We start from the raw sequence: 14,974 nt of genomic DNA, 5'->3' as shown, positions 1-14,974 counted from the left end.
TGATCGTGAACTGGCAGTTGGCCATCGCGGTCTGTGGTGGTGCCGGGATCGGGTTCGGCGTGTTCCTGGTGATCCGGGAGCTGGTGCCGGCGACTCCCGCGCTCGGGCCGGCGCTGCGCCGGCTGCACCAGCCGGCGGGCACCGGCCGGGTCGCCGCACCGACTTCCCGACGGCTGGACTGGCTGACCGGGATGTCCCGCTGGCTGCGTCCGCCGCACCGGCAGCTCGCCCTGATCGGCCAGACCCCCGAGCAGTACGCGCTGTCGGTGCTTCTCTCGGCGCTGATCGGGCTCGCCACTCCGACCATGCTCGGGGTGGCGCTGTTGGTGCTCGGCGTCTCGTTCCCGCTCGCCGTACCGGTGCTCGGCAGCCTCGGCCTGGCACTGCTGGGCGGGTTGCTGGCACACCGGGCCGTGCTGACCAAGGCCGCCTCCGCCCGGGACGAGTTCCGCCAGGCCGTCTGCACCTACCTCGACCTGGTGGCGTTGCAGCTCTCCGCCGCGCACGGGCCGGTGCAGTCGCTGGAGCGCGCCGCGGCGGTCTGCGACGGCTGGGTTTTCGACCGGCTCCAGGAGTCGCTGCGGATCGCCCAGATGCAGATGCACGCGCCCTGGGACGAGCTGCGCGACCTGGCGGACAAGATCGGCATTCCGGAGCTGGGCGACGTCGGCGCGATCATGCGTTCCTCCGGCAGCGAGGGGGCGCAGGTGCACGAGACCCTGCGCAGCCGGGCCGACTCGCTACGCGACCAGATCCGCACCGACAACCTCGCTCGCGCCGAGGGAGTGACCAGCAAACTCGACATTCCGGGCGCACTGCTCGTCTTCGTGCTGCTCGGCTTCGTCGTCTATCCGTTCATCGCCCGTGTCTGACCCCATCCCCTGAAGGAGAACGCCATGTCCATCCTCAGCTATCTGCACGTCGCGCTGACGACGCGCCTGGCCGAGCTGCGCCGCGACGGTGAGCGCGGTGACAGCCCGGTACCCACTGCGGTGATCATCTTCGGTCTGGTGTTCATTGCGACGGTCGTCACCGGCCTGGCCCTGGCCAAGGCCAACAACTGGATGAACGCCATCCCGAACAACAAGAACCCGCAGTAACCGGCATGCGCCGAGCCGCGTTCCCGAGGTGGCACCGGGCGGTCACCGCCGCCCGGCGCCACCTCGCGGCCGGCAACCGGGAGCGGGGTGCCAACCCGGTGGAGCTGGCCGTGATGATGCCGCTGATCCTGGTGCTGCTCTTCGCGTCGATCCAGGTCGCGGCCGTCTTCCTCGCCCGCTCCACGGCGTTGAACGCCGCGCAGAGCGGCGTCAACGCCCAGCGGCCGTACCAGGCCGGAGGCGGTGCCGGGGTGGACAGCGCCACCCGCTTCCTCCGGGCCGCCGGCGGCTGGCTGGTCGGCTGGGAGAAGACCGGCCCGACCTGCGTGACCACCGCAACCGACGTGACCTGCACGGTGAGCGGCCGGTCCCTGTCGGTGGTGCCGGGCGTGGACTTCGCGGTGCAACAAACCGCCCACGGGACGGTGGAAAGGGTGACCCAGCCATGACCCGCACCGCCGAGCGGGGCTCGGTCTCCATCGAGGTGGCGGTGCTCGCGCCCGCGTTCATCGCGCTGATGGTGCTGGCCGGCGTGGTCGGGCGCAGCGCGGTCGCGGCGGAGGCGATCGACGCGGCCGCGCACGACGCCGCCCGCGCCGCCTCGATTTCGCGGAACTCCGGCACCGCCCGCGCCGAGGCGTTGCAGGCCGCCCAGAAGCAACTGGACTGGCACGGCTTGGCCTGCACCAACGACCTGAGCCCGACGTTCACCGGCTCGGTGGCCGGCAAGCCCACCAGCTTCGACGCCGCCTTCAACAGCGCGGTCGGCGTGGATGCCACGGTGACCGTGGGGATCAGTTGCCTGGTGTCCTTCAAGGACATCTCGCTCGACGTCCTGCCCGGAATGCCGACCGACAAGCGGATCACGGCGGAGTTCACGTCGCCGCTGGACCGCTACCGGAGCAGAGCGCTCAGGTCCGGGACGGCGGGCACCGGTTCCGCGGCGGACACGAGCGCGGGTGGCGCGTGATGCGCGTACGGACCAGGCTCTCGTGCCGCACCAGGCGCGGTGATCACGGCGAAAACCCGGCCCTATCCGACGACGTGGTCAAGCTGTCCGCGCAGCGCCACCGCAATGTCGTCCCGCTGCTGCTCATCGACACGCTCGTCCTGCGGAACGCCCAGATAGGCGAAGACGCGAGGGCCGCGGCGGTCCTCGGGGAGCTCGGGCATTCGTGGCACCACGTGGAAGTGCACGTGGGCGAAGCCCTCCTTCTCGGCGAACTGCACCAGGTAGGTCTTCGAACATCCGGTCACGGCACCCAGCGCCCGGGAGAGCCGGACCTGCCAGGTGCCGAGGCTCGCCGCTTCGGCGTCGGTCAGGTCGGCGATCGCGGTCACATGCCGGCGCGGGACGAGGATCAGCCAACCGGGCAGGGCCGAGTCGAAGGCGTGGGCGATCCGCCAGTGGTCGTCGGCTGCGACGAGCTCACGTGGCGGCAGCGAGCCGATCCGCTCGTTGTTGCGGCAGGTGAAACAGTCCATTGTCGAACACTAATGCGTGGTCTCCGATGACCGGGCTTCTCGGCGGGTCAGGAAAGTGGGGCCGGGCGGACCCACACGGCGAGCACGGCCGGGTGAGCATCTTCCTGGCCGTGACGATGGTCGGCGTACTCGCCATCGTGGGCCTCTCCTTCGATGGCGCCGGGCAGCTACGCAGCCTGCAACGTGCCGAGAACCTGGCCGCCGAGGCAGCCCGTGCCGGCGGTCAGGCCATCGACCGGGCCACCGCGATCGAGGGCGGGCCGAAGCGGATCGACCAGCCGGAAGCCATCGTGGCGGTGGCCAACTACCTGACCGCGGCCGGCACCGCCGGCCACACCGTGAGCTTCCCGCAGGTCGGCGGGGAGGCCCTGATCCGGGTAACCGTCACGATCACCTACCGCCGCTCGATGCTCGGGCTGTTCGGCTTCAAGGACACGGTCACCGTCACCGGCGAGGCGACCGCGCGAGCCATCACCGCAGGACCGTAGGAAGGAAGGCAGCCATGCCCGCATCGGGTGGGTCCGTCGTACGGCGGACCGGACGGATCTTCACCGGCATTGGCGCGCTGGCCGTGCTGTGTGCGCTGCTGGCCGGCGCACCGATCGCGCTGCTCGCCTTCGCTGGCAACCCCCTGCCTGATCACCTGCCCACGATCAGCGAGGTGAGCACCGCGCTGACCAGCCGGGACGACGGTCAGCTCTTCCTGCGGGCACTGGCTGTCGCCGGCTGGTTCGGCTGGGCCACGTTCGCCTTCTCCGTCCTCGTCGAGTTGGGGGCACAGACCCTGCGCCGACCCGCGCCGAAGCTGCCCGGGATGGGCCGCCAGCAGAAGGCCGCCGCCGCGTTGGTCGGCTCGGTCGCGCTGATCCTCGCCGCCAGCCCGGCCGCCGCCAGCGCCGCGGCGGTCTACGGCGCCCCGGCGTACGCGAGTCCGGACGCACCGGCCGTCGCCACCCTGGCCGCGTCGACCCGCGCGGGCGCGACACCCGACACGGCGGCCCCGCTGACCCGGACCGGGTTACTCGGCCTGGCCGGGACCGGGCTCGCCGCTCCCGGCGGCTCCGCAGCGGACGGCGAAGCTGCGCCGGTATACCGGGTAGCACGGGGCGACTACCTCGGTGAGGTGGCCGAACGTTACCTGGACGAGTTCGGCGACTACCGAGAGCTCGCCAAGCTGAACAAGCTCGACGACCCGGACCGGATCCGCCCCGGCCAACTGCTCCGGCTGCCCACGGAGGCCGCCGACCAGGGTTCCCGGCAGCACGCCACCGGCCGGCTGGTCGACCGGCCCGCAGCGCCAAAACCGCCTGCGCCCCGGCCGGAGCCCGAGCGGATCGCACCGGAGCGGGTGGCTCCGGCACCAACCAGCGGTACGGAGTCAGCAGGCCAACCACCCGCGATGACCGTCGGCGCAGCCCGAGCCGGCACGACCGACCGGGTGAACCGACCGCTGGCGGTCTCCGCCGTACTGGCCGTGGCGAGCATCGTCGGCGCCCAGATCGGTGCAGTACTGGGGCTGCGCCGCCGTCCCGCCACCGCCGGGGCGGCTCCCCGGTTGGCCACGTCCTCCCGCGCGCCCCGGGGCGGCGCGGGCCGGAACACCGGCGGGAGTACGAGCCGGGGTGCTGACGGCACGGGCCGAACCAGCAGTGCCACACGGCGGACCAGTGGTGGGACGGCTGGAAGCGGTGCCGCGTGGGCCGCCAGCCGGGCGGCCGCCGCCATCGAAGCGCCAGCAACGCGCAACGACGGCGCGGCACCGAACGGCAGTGGGATGACACCCCGCGACGGCGGTACCGCACCGAACGGCAGTGGGATGACACCTCCCGGCGGCGGGCTGTTCGCCGGCGGGCACGGCCTGGACTCCGTACCGGACGGACCGCCGGTCGGCCGCCACCGACGCAGCTGATCTGAACGCCCGGCGCGAGCGGGGGTCAGGCGAGCGGGAAGCCGCCGTCGACGACGGCTCGGGGGCGCGGAGCATCGGCGTCGGGCAGACGCGCAGGGCAGGCGGTCAGGGCAGGCGGGTCTGGAGCACGCCGTTCTGGATCCGGGTCGGCAGGATCTGTTGGTCGTTGCCGGACGGCCCCTGCACGACCTCGCCGCCGTTGAGCCGGAACGCGCTGCCGTGCCAAGGGCAGACCACGCAGGCGTGGCCGTCGATCTCCTGCACTTCGCCCTCGCCGAGCGGCCCGCTCTGGTGTGGGCAGCGCTCCAACATCACGGTCACCTCGTCACCGTGCCGGTAGAGGATCACCGAGATGTCGTCGTCCACCTCTCGGGTGATCAGGGTGCGCTGCGGCAACGTCGCCATGTCGATGAGCGAGTGCCAGCCGTCGGTCATCCGATGCAACTCGGAGATGCTCTGGTTGACCTGCGCCCCCTGCTTGTACGCGAGGTGACCCCCGATGTACGCCCCGAGGCTCACGGTGGAGAGCCCGAGAAAGCCGAGGGCGCGACCGACGCCGTGTCGGCCGGACAGCCGCGCGGCCAACGAGCCGGCGTAGAGCGTCACGCCGACGGTGTTGGCCGCGGCGTGCACCAGGCCGACCCGGCGCTGGTCCCGGGCGAGTGCCGCCCAGTCGTTCAGCCCGGCGACCGCCGCCGGCAGCGCGCTGACGGTGCCCAGGCCGACCAGCATGGTGGCGGGCCGGCGTTGCCCGGGCATCAGGTCCAGCACCGCGGCGCTGATCCACGCGCCGACCGGCACCTGCACCATCGCCGGATGCAGAGGATGCCCGATGGTCACCCCGTGCAGCAGGTCTCGCAGCCGCCGCGGACGCAGCGTGCCAAGGACGACCCGCTGCAACCGGTCACCTGCCCGGTCCAGCCCGGATGCCTGCTCAATTTTCGTCAGAAGCGCTCGCACGAGTACCGACTTCCCGGTGATCGGGGTCGCAAACCGGTCGGGAGCGACAAACTCTCACCGACCGCGATCTTGCAGTTACTGCCCTGACGATTCGGGCAAGACCGGCGTAACGGCGACCAGAAGCGCAAGATCGACGGGGATTGTGGGTGTGGTGCGGGGCGGGCATGCTGAGTTGATGGGTGTGCGGGTGGAGCGTGCCGGGGCGGTTACCACCGTCGTGTTGGATCGGGGGGCGGCTCGGAACGCCGTTGACGGGCCGACGGCTCGGGCGCTGGCGGACGCCTTCCGAGCCTTCGAGGCCGACCGGGACGCGGCGGTAGCCGTGCTCTGGGGCGCCGGTGGCACGTTCTGTTCCGGCGCCGACCTCAAGGCGATCGGCACTCCGAGCGGCAACCGGGTCGAGCCGGAGGGGGACGGCCCGATGGGTCCGACCCGGATGGCGCTCAGCAAACCGGTGATCGCCGCGATCTCCGGGTACGCGGTGGCCGGCGGGCTCGAGTTGGCGCTCTGGTGCGACCTGCGGGTCGCCGAGTCCGACGCGACACTCGGAGTGTTCTGCCGCCGCTGGGGAGTGCCGCTGATCGACGGCGGCACGGTCCGGCTGCCCCGGTTGATCGGCGAGAGCCGGGCCATGGATCTGATCCTCACCGGTCGCCCGGTGCCGGCGGCTGAGGCGTACGCGATGGGGTTGGTCAATCGGTTGGTCCCACCCGGTCAGGCGCGGGCCGCGGCCGAGGAGCTGGCGGCGGCGATCGCCCGGCACCCGCAGACCTGCCTTCGCAACGACCGGGCGGCGATGCTGGCCGGCGGCGGGCGGCCCGAGCCGGAGGCGTTGGCGACCGAGTTGGCGTACGGGATGAACTCGTTGGCCACGGACGCGGTGGCCGGCGCGGCCCGGTTCGCGGCGGGCGAGGGCCGCCACGGCACGATGCCGCCGGGAGGGGGGACCCTCCCGGCGGCACCCGGTGCCAGCTAGATCAGTTGCGGTTGATGGTGAAGGTCGTCGTGGTGTTGCGGATGTCCTGGTAGTTGTTGGTCAGCTGCAGGTTGTTGAAAGTTACTGAGCCGACCGCCGGGCCCTGACCGGGTTCCGGCATCTCGTTGGCCCAGACCGCGTACCCGGACTTCGCGTCGAACGCGTCACCGCTCTTACGGACGCCGCTGATCGAGACGTTGGTGAAGACCGTGTCGGTGATCGGGTTCTCCGGCTGCGACCCGTTGTACTTGGTCTGGAACATGATTCCGGTGTACGTCGGGTCGACGATGTCCACGTCGGACACCCGGATGCCGCGGAACTCCTTCGAGGCGGAGAAGACCCAGATCGCGGGGAATGTCTGGGAGCCCCAGAAATGCCCACCCGCCCGGATCAGCGAGATGTTCTGGAACTGGGTCGGTGGGCTGGCGCCGAACCCGATGAACGGATAGCCGAAGTCCAGCGAGCTGATGGTGATACCCGAGTACGTCAACATGTCCGCGATGTACAGGTTGCGGAAGATGTTGTTGTAACCGCCGTAAACCGCCAGCCCTGCCGCCCGCCAGGTCAGCGTGGCCGAGAGGTTCTCGAACACGTTGCCGTTGTTGCCGGTCGACGCACCCTGGTCGGTGGCCGAGAAGAGGGCGAACGCGTCATCGCCGTTCGACCGCCCCTCGGTGTTGGTGACCAGGTTGTTGGTGCTGCCGTTGGTCAGGTTCACGCCATCAGCGAAGGTGTTCCGGAAGCGGCTGTTGCGGATGGTCAGCCCGCTGACGCTCACCCCCCAGTACGCGCAGACGGTGTGCTCGACCCAGACGCTGTCCAGGGTCATGTTGTCGACGTCCTTCAGCTCACCCCAGACCTTGCCCGGCCCGTCGATGCGGTTGGTGTAGTTGCCGAAGAAGGCGAGGTGCGAGAAGGTCGACCCGCTGGCCGAGGACTCCACCCGGAAGCCCGCGTCGGTGTTCTGCTGGTTGGTCGGCGTCTGGAAGCGGGTGTACCACATGCCCGCGCCGACGACCGTGATCGGCTTGCCGTACACCTGGAGCTTCTGCGCGGTCTCGTACGTGCCGGCCGGCAGGTAGACACCGATCAGGTTGCCGGTGGTGTCCATCCGAACCGCGTCCAGCGCGTTCTGGACGTCCTGGTGGCTGAAGCCGGTCGGCACCCGGTACCGGGCCGGGTCCGGGTTGGCCCGTGGTGCGACCAACTCCAGGTTGACGAAGTCGATCGCGTACGTGGTGGTGTTGGCCGGGTCCTTCTGCAGACGGATCGTGCTGCCCGCCGGGATGGTCGAGTTCAGCATCACGTTCGCCTCGTCGTACAGGTGGCGAGGCGGGCCGGCACTCGGCGAGTCACTCGGGCCGGCCTCGGCACCGTAGAGCCAGATGTGCTTGGAGGTCAGGTTGATCGGCTTGTGCAGGGTGCCGTTGACGTAGATGTTCAACGTCGAGTCGATGCCTCCGCCGCCCGGCGCGTCGGGGATGGAGAAGCGGGTGACCAGGGTGTTGGTCGCCGCCCGGGTGGTCCACTCGACGTACGAGCCGGTGCTGTTCAGGGTCACCGCCCGACGACCGGACGCCTCACCACCGAGGTTACCGATGTCCCGGTTCGGCCCGACCTGCCCCGCGCCACCGCCGGTGGTGCCGTCCTCGGCCTCGTACATGTCGTAGCCGAGGTTGGCGCCGCGCCCCACGAAGAGCGGACGGTCACTGGTGTTGTTGGCCTGCTTGACCGGCAACTCGTTGCCGTCGACGGCGAGCACCACCCGGACGGTGTACTTGCCGTTCGCGGCGGTCCAGGTGCCCAGGCTGATCGGGCCGACCGTCGCGCCGGCGTTGATCACGCCGGAGTACGAGCCGGTCAACGTACGGACCACGCTGCCGGACTCGTTGAGCACGGTCAGGGTGATGCCGTGCGAGCCGGACGCGGACGCCTGGTTGCCGGCGTTGCGGACCGACACCGAGAAGGTGACCGTGTTGCCGGCCGACGGATTGCCCGGTGACCAGGCGACCGCCGAGGCGACCAGGTCGGAGCTGGCGACCGCACTGACCACCAGCGGGCTGGGGTTGGTGTAGCTGTTGTTGGTGTCGTCCTGCTCGACGACGGTGTTCGACTCGTCGACCTTCGCGCTGAGCGGGTAGCTGCCCGAGTCACGCGTGCCGATGCTGGCGCTGACCGTGGTCGAGGCGCCGGCCGCGAGGCCGCCGACCGACGCGGTGCCGACCCGGGTGGAGCCCAGGTAGAAGTTGACGTTTGTGGCACCGGACGCCGCCGAGCCCGCGTTGCGCACGGTGGCCGAGAGCGTGATGGTGCTGGTCTCCACCGGCGCGGACGGGCTGAACGACATGCCGGTGACGGTCAGGTCCGGGTTCGGCGCCGGGGTGCCGATGACCTGGAACTCGGCCACCTGCCCAGCCGGAGCGCCGGTGTTCGAGGCGATCGAGAGCCGCACGTCGGCCGCCGCACCGGAGACCGGAATGGTCACCGTGTTGCCGCTGCCCGGGTTGAAGCTGTAGTTGGCGGCGCCAACCAGGGTCGTGAAGGTCGAGGAACCCTGGTCCCGGCCGAGCACTGTGATGTTCTGCGTACGCGCACCCCAGGCTGAGTCCGGGTTCAGCTTCACCACGATCTGGCTGAGGCTGGCGTTCGCACCGAGCTGAACGGTCAGCGTGCTCGGGTTCCCGTTGCCCTCCCAGTAGGTGGCCACGTTGTTGTCGTTGGCGTTGGTGGCCACGAACGTGTGCACGTACCCGGAGGCGGTGATCGGCTTGCCGATCGCCAGGTTGGTGCCCACCGGCGGGTTGCCGGTGCCGGTCCGGGTCACGGTGTTGCTGTTGGCCGACTGGTTGCCGGCCGCGTCCTTGGCCCGGACGTAGTAGGAGACCGTGGCGCTGTCGGGCTGGCTGTCGGTGTACGTGAGCGTCGAGCCGTTGACGCTGCCGCGCAACGCGCCGCCCGCGTAGACGTCGTACCCGGTCACCCCGACGTTGTCCGTGGACGCCGACCAGGTGAGCCGGATCTGCCCACTGGCCGGCTGGGTGTACGCCAGGTTGCCGGGGACGCTGGGAGCCTGGGTGTCGGGGCTGCCGGCGGCGCCGTAGACCTCGACCTCGGAGAACTGCGCGGCCGGCCAGCCGCTGTTGCCGGTGACCTGCACCCGTACGTAGCGGGTGCTCGCGGCGGTGAAGCTGACGGTCGCGGTGTTACCGGTGGCCGGGTTGAAGGTGTAGCCGGCGGACGCGCTCAGGGTGGTGAAGGACGAGCCGTTGGTCGAGCCGAGCACCGACAGAGTCTGGGTACGGGTCTGCCACGCCGATGCCGGCGGCAGTTTGAGCACCACCCGGTCGGCGTTGACCGTGGCGCCCAGGTCGGCCTGGATCCACTGCGGGAACGCGTTGTTGGCGCTCTCCCAGTAGGTGTCGGCGTTGCCGTCGTTGGCGTTGCTCGCCACGTAGTTCTGGTTGTAGCTGCTGGCGGTCATGGTGGCGGAGAGCCCGGCGAGCAGGGCCGCGCGGGCTGCGGCCTTGGACGCGTCGACCGCCGGTGCGGCGCTGGCCGTGGGGGTGACGACCGGGGCGGTGACGAGGAGCACCCCGGCGAGCACGCTGGCGAGCAGCCGTCGGTGGCCCGTGCGGGGGACGGAATTGGGCGCGCCGGTCGGCGGCGTGCCTCGTCTGGTGCCGTTTCTGGACATGGGGTCGCTACACCTCTTTCGGGGGTGGGTGTGGGTGCGTTGCCCGGCGACGGGTGCAGGGGTACGCCCGTCGTTCCGCGACAGGTGGGGGACGGTGCGGGTTGGGGACGGGTCGGACGACCGGGGCTGCGTTGCGCCGAACCGTCCGGAGGGTGCCCCCGCCCTGGGCGGGTGGGGGCACCCCGGCCTAGCTGGAATAGACCTCGAACTCGCTGAGCTGACCGGCTGGCCAGCCGCTGTTGCCGGTGATGGTCAGCCGCAGGTACCGCTCGCTGGTCTCCGTGAAGGTCACGGTGACCGTGTTGCCGCTGGCCGGGTTGAAGGTGTAGCCGGCGGACGCCTTCAGGGTGGCGAACGTCGAGCCGTTGGTGGAGCCGAGCACCGACAGCGTCTGCGTGCGTGTCTGCCAGGCCGATGACGGTGGGAGTTTCAGGACGACCCGGGACACCGACCGGTTGGCACCCAGGTCCACAGTCAGCGACTGCGGGAACGCGTTGTTGGCGCTCTCCCAGTAGGTGTTCGGGTTGCCGTCCACCGTGTTGGCGGCGGCGTACACGTCGGAGTGGCTGCTCTCGGTGACCGACCGACCGGCCGCCAGGTTGCCGCTGGGGGGCGGCGTGGTCGGCGGTGGGGTGGTCGGAGGTGGGGTGGTCGGAGGTGGCGTGGTGGGCGGTGGCGTGGTGGGCGTGCCGCCGTACACCTCGACCTCGGACAGTTGGGCGGCCGGCCACCCGGTGTTGCCGGACACGGTCACCCGGATGTAGCGGCGGTCACCGGAGGGCAGCCCGATCGACACGGCGTTGCCCGTGCCGGGGTCGAAGACCCGACCGGCGGACGCCGCCAACGTGGCGTACGACGATCCGTCGGTGGAGCCGAGCACCGACAGTGTCTGGGTACGGCTCCCCCAGCCGGCGGGCAGCTTGAGCACCACCCGGTCGACCGACCGGGCCGCGCCCAGGTCGATGGTGACCGACTGCGGGAAGGCGTTGTTGGCGCTCTCCCAGTAGCTGGCCGCGTTGCCGTCCACCGCGTTCGCCGCCGTGTAGCTCTGGTTGGTGCTGGTCGCCGTCGTCGACCGGTTCAATGCCAGGTTTCCGCTGGTGGGTGGCGGAGTGGTCGGGGGCGGGGTGGTGGGTGGTGGGGTGGTCGGAGGCGGCGAGGTGGGTGGCGGCGAGGTGGGTCCGCCGCCCCACTGCGGGTCCGGCCACGGGCCGCAGTACGGGGTCGGGGCGTACCAGCCGGAGTTGCCGGCGCCCTGGGTGATCTGGAAGCCACCGCCGACGCAGTTGTGGATCGGGTTGCTCTGCGCGATGTTGGTGGCCCGCACGTTGGTGAACGACACCTGGCTGGGTGCCTGCACCTGGAGCGCGTACGTGCCGGCGCCGTCGATCCGCACGTTGTTGAGGTTGATCCCGTTGGTCTGGCCCTCGATCCAGTGCAGCGCCGCGTACGAGCTGTCCAGGATGTCGGTGTCGGTGATGTTGATGGTGGGGTTCTGGAACGCCTCGTTGAGTGCGGAGAACCAGATCGCGCCAACGCCGAAGTTCCAGTTGTAGTCCGAGTTGCCGTTACGGATCAACGTGTTCCGGGCGATCGTCCAGGTGCCCTGGACTCCGGTGGCGCCCTGCACGCCCGGGTAGCGGTTCGCGACGTGGATGCCGCCGCCGTTGGTCAGCGAGTCGGCCGTCACGTTGTCGGTGATCTTGATGTCCCGACCGCCGTAGCTGACCAGGTGGTTCGCCAGCAGGGTCACGCCGATGGTGTTGTGGGTGAAGGAGTTGTTGACGTTCGGCACGCTCTGCGCCCACATCGCCAACGCGTCGTCGCCGGTGTTGCGGACGAACGTGTTGGTCACCGTCGAGTTGGTCACGCCGGTGTGGAAGTTCACCCCGTCCGCGGTCTGGTCCAGGATCCGGCTGTTGCGGATGGTGAAGTTGTCCATCGGGCCGTCCATCCACGCCCCGACCTTGGTGTTCTCCAGCCAGAGGTTGTCGACCACCGAGTTGGTCATCGCCCCGCCCAGGGCGTTGACCTGGTCGTCGTCGATCCGCTCGCGGATGTCACCGATGATGGCGAAGTCCCGCAGGGTGACGTTGCGGCTCGGCCCGTTCGCCTCGTGCGAGCGGACCGGGCCGGTGTAGCCGCCACCGGGGACGTACTTGCCGTAGATGCCGACGGACCTGTTCCGCTCGGTGGGGTGCCGGCCGCCGAGCACCGAATACCAGGGGCCGGCGCCGCGCAGGGTCACCCCGTCGACGACCACGTGATCCCAGAGGGTGAACGTGCCGGTCGGGATCCAGACCGCCCTGCCCTGGGCCTTTCCGGCGTCGACCGCCGCCTGGAACTTCGCGGTCGAGTCGGTCGCGCCGCTCGGGTCGGCCCCGAAGTCGGTGACCACGTCGAGCACACCGGTGGGCTTGGTGATCGCCGGGGCGACCAGCTCGAAGTCCGCCAGGTCGATGGTGAACGAGGGCGACTGGGCGGTCGAGGACACCTGGAACCGGATCTTCGTGCCGGCGGGCTGGGTGCCGCCGAACATCGCCCGGGTCTCGTCGTAGAAGTGGTGCGGGTTGGTGTCGCCGGGGTTGTTGTTGAACGGGTACCCGCCGTAGTACCAGCCGTACCTGGATGTCACCGGGACCGACTTCAGCAGTGTCCCGTTGGCCCGCAGGTCGATGGCAGCGTCCCGGCCGGTCCCGGACGGACTGTCCGGCAGGCTGTACCGGAAGGTGACCGCGTTGGCCGGGGCGGTAAGGGTGAATTCGACGTACTCACCGACGGCGTCGAGGGTGACCGCCTCCCGGCCGGACGCCTCGGACGGCAGCGTGCCGTAGCGCCGGTCCGGGCCGATCTTCGTGCCGTTGTGGGCGGTCTCCTCCGCCTCCTGCTCAACGAACGGGACGGTGGCACCCCGCCCCGGGATGTCGAAGGGGGACAGCCCGGCCGCCGAGGCCGGGGTGGCGCTGCCGGTGACCGCGAGGGCGGTCAACGAGGTGGCGGCGAGCAGGGTGGCGGCGATGGCGGCCAACCCTGCCCGGGTCGGGTGTCGAAGGTGGTGCGGGGTGCCGATGGTGTGGTTGGCCATGAGCTGCGCTCTCCCTTTCGTCAGGCAGGCCAGATCCCCCCGTGTCGGTGCGGTGTTGCGCGTCCCCCTCGTTTCTCCCTTCTTGGTGGCGTGGTGCCGGCGACCGGGACGGGCCGCCGGCACCACGGCGATCAGAGTCAGGTCAGGCCGGGTCCGTCCGCCGCGCGCGGCCCGTCCGCCAATTCGGCGGTACGCAGCCAGACCGCCGTGTCGGACGGCAGCAACCCCTCGTGGAGTGGCCCGCTGGCCAGCAGCAACTCCCCTGCGGCTGGCAGCGGAACAGGTGTGTCGGAGAGGTTGACCAGGCAGCTGAAGCCACCGCCGCGGCTGAACGCGAGCACCCCTTCCGGGGCGGGCAGCCAGGTCAGTTGGCCGTCACCGAGCGCCGGTTCGGCCCGTCGGGCTCGGATCGCCGCCCGGTACAGCTCCAGCATCGAGGCCGAGTCGCCGGTCTGCGCGTGGGCCGTCCGTTCCTTCCAGTCGGCCGGCTGAGGCAGCCAGGGCGCTGCGGCGCCGTCGGGGCTGAACTCGAACGGCGGCTCGTCACCTGCCCACGGCAGCGGTACGCGGCACCCGTCCCGACCCGGGTCGATGCGGCCGGAACGTTCCCACATCGGGTCCTGGCGCAGCGCGTACGGAATGTCCTCGACCTCGTAGAGGCCCAGTTCCTCGCCCTGATAGACGTAGGCGGCACCGGGCAGCGACAGCGAGAGCAGCGCGGCGGCCCGGGCCCGCCGGGTGCCCAGCTCCAGGTCGGTGGGGGTCCCCTCGCGTTTGGCGGCGAAACTGAACCGGGTGTCGGCACGACCGTAGCGGGTGACGTGCCGGGTGACGTCGTGGTTCGAGAGCACCCAGGTGGCCGGCGCGTTGACCGGCGCGTGCGCGCTCAGCGTCCCGTCGATGCTCTCCCGCAGCGCCGCGGCGTCCCAGGCGCAGCCGAGGAAGTCGAAGTTGAACGCGGCGTGCAGCTCGTCCGGACGCAGGTAGTTGGCGAACCGCTGCCGGTCCGGCAGCCACACCTCACCGATCAGCGCCCGGTCGGCGTACTCGTCGGCGACCCGACGCCAGCCCCGGTAGATGTCGTGCACGCCGTCGAGGTCGTGGAACGGGTGCGGTTGGCCCTCGCTGACCTCGGGCAGCGTCCCGTCCTTGACCAGGAGCCCGGCCGAGTCGATCCGGATGCCGTCCACGCCCCGGTCGAACCAGAACCGCAGGACGTCCTCGAACTCCTCCCGCACACGGGGGTGGTCCCAGTTGAAGTCCGGCTGCTGGGGGGCGAACAGGTGCAGGTACCAGTCGCCGGGGGTGCCGTCCGGGTTGGTGGTGCGGGTCCAGGTCTCGCCGCCGAACTCGCCGATCCAGTCGGTGGGTCGCTCGTCGCCGTTGGGACCCCGGCCGGGTCGGAACCAGAACAGGTCCCGTTCGGGCGCGCCGGGGCCGCCGGCGAGCGCGGCCTGGAACCAGGGGTGCGCGTCGGAGCAGTGGTTGGGCACCACATCGACGATGGCCCGGATGCCCAGCTCGTGCGCCTCCGCGATCAGCGCCTCGACTTCGGTCAGGGTGCCGAAGACCGGGTCGATGTCGCGGTAGTCGGAGACGTCGTAGCCCGCGTCGGCCATCGGGGACGGGTACCAGGGGCTGAACCAGATCGCGTCGACGCCGAGCGCGGACAGGTGGTTCAGCCGGGACCGGATGCCGGCGATGTCACCGATGCCGTCGCCGTTACCGTCGGCGAAGCTCCGGGGATACACCTGGTAGATCACGG

General features: G+C 70.7%; 11 protein-coding genes and 1 pseudogene. 7 read left to right on the top strand and 5 right to left on the bottom strand.

Annotated elements, in window-relative coordinates:
• Nucleotides 1-2 precede the first annotated feature (2 nt).
• From PCA76_RS01140 to PCA76_RS01125, 4 genes are read left to right on the top strand one after another with little or no spacing between them, the layout of a single operon-like run.
• A complete protein-coding gene (locus PCA76_RS01140) occupies nt 3-872 on the top strand; it encodes a type II secretion system F family protein (RefSeq protein WP_272619109.1) in 870 nt (289 codons plus the stop codon).
• A 24-nt stretch (nt 873-896) separates the two neighbouring features.
• The gene (locus PCA76_RS01135) at nt 897-1,100 is read left to right on the top strand and encodes a hypothetical protein (RefSeq protein ID WP_088950980.1); all 204 of its coding nucleotides are present in this window, start codon (nt 897-899) and stop codon (nt 1,098-1,100) included.
• A 5-nt stretch (nt 1,101-1,105) separates the two neighbouring features.
• On the top strand, nt 1,106-1,549 hold the full coding sequence (locus PCA76_RS01130) for a TadE family protein (protein WP_272614654.1): 444 nt from the start codon (nt 1,106-1,108) through the stop codon (nt 1,547-1,549).
• A complete protein-coding gene (locus PCA76_RS01125; RefSeq protein ID WP_272614653.1) occupies nt 1,546-2,070 on the top strand; it encodes a TadE/TadG family type IV pilus assembly protein in 525 nt (174 codons plus the stop codon). Before PCA76_RS01130 ends, PCA76_RS01125 begins: the two co-directional genes overlap by 4 nt.
• Nucleotides 2,071-2,132: 62 nt before the next feature.
• Here the strand turns inward: PCA76_RS01125 and PCA76_RS01120 are convergent, their stop codons facing one another.
• Nucleotides 2,133-2,585, bottom strand: coding sequence for an HIT family protein (locus PCA76_RS01120; RefSeq protein ID WP_272614652.1), 453 nt, complete (start codon nt 2,583-2,585; stop codon nt 2,133-2,135).
• A 26-nt stretch (nt 2,586-2,611) separates the two neighbouring features.
• On the opposite strand from PCA76_RS01120, the gene PCA76_RS01115 reads away from it, so the two are divergent.
• Nucleotides 2,612-3,073 (top strand): pilus assembly protein TadG-related protein, encoded by a 462-nt coding sequence (locus PCA76_RS01115; protein WP_272614651.1) that lies wholly within the window; start codon nt 2,612-2,614, stop codon nt 3,071-3,073.
• A gap of 14 nt (nt 3,074-3,087) precedes the next feature.
• Nucleotides 3,088-4,173 (top strand): annotated as a pseudogene (locus PCA76_RS01110) (LysM peptidoglycan-binding domain-containing protein); the annotation flags it as partial.
• Nucleotides 4,174-4,599: 426 nt separating this feature from the next.
• Here PCA76_RS01110 and PCA76_RS01105 read toward each other — a convergent pair.
• On the bottom strand, nt 4,600-5,454 hold the full coding sequence (locus PCA76_RS01105; protein ID WP_272614649.1) for a DUF2231 domain-containing protein: 855 nt from the start codon (nt 5,452-5,454) through the stop codon (nt 4,600-4,602).
• 175 nt (nt 5,455-5,629) lie between these two features.
• On the opposite strand from PCA76_RS01105, the gene PCA76_RS01100 reads away from it, so the two are divergent.
• Complete coding sequence (locus tag PCA76_RS01100) at nt 5,630-6,430, top strand: crotonase/enoyl-CoA hydratase family protein (RefSeq protein ID WP_272614647.1); 801 nt, start codon at nt 5,630-5,632, stop codon at nt 6,428-6,430.
• A gap of 1 nt (nt 6,431) precedes the next feature.
• Here PCA76_RS01100 and PCA76_RS01095 read toward each other — a convergent pair whose 3' ends face one another.
• The 3 genes from PCA76_RS01095 to PCA76_RS01085 form a co-directional block, all read right to left on the bottom strand.
• A complete protein-coding gene (locus PCA76_RS01095; RefSeq protein WP_272614645.1) occupies nt 6,432-10,124 on the bottom strand; it encodes a discoidin domain-containing protein in 3,693 nt (1,230 codons plus the stop codon).
• Between the two features lie 187 nt (nt 10,125-10,311).
• On the bottom strand, nt 10,312-13,209 hold the full coding sequence (locus PCA76_RS01090) for a galactose-binding domain-containing protein (RefSeq protein WP_272614643.1): 2,898 nt from the start codon (nt 13,207-13,209) through the stop codon (nt 10,312-10,314).
• 137 nt (nt 13,210-13,346) lie between these two features.
• On the bottom strand, nt 13,347-14,972 hold the full coding sequence (locus tag PCA76_RS01085) for a glycoside hydrolase family 13 protein (RefSeq protein WP_272614642.1): 1,626 nt from the start codon (nt 14,970-14,972) through the stop codon (nt 13,347-13,349).
• Between the last annotated feature and the right edge of the window lie 2 nt (nt 14,973-14,974).

The organism is Micromonospora sp. LH3U1 (assembly GCF_028475105.1).
Lineage (GTDB): Bacteria > Actinomycetota > Actinomycetes > Mycobacteriales > Micromonosporaceae > Micromonospora.
This window is presented reverse-complemented; position numbering and strand designations above follow the sequence as displayed.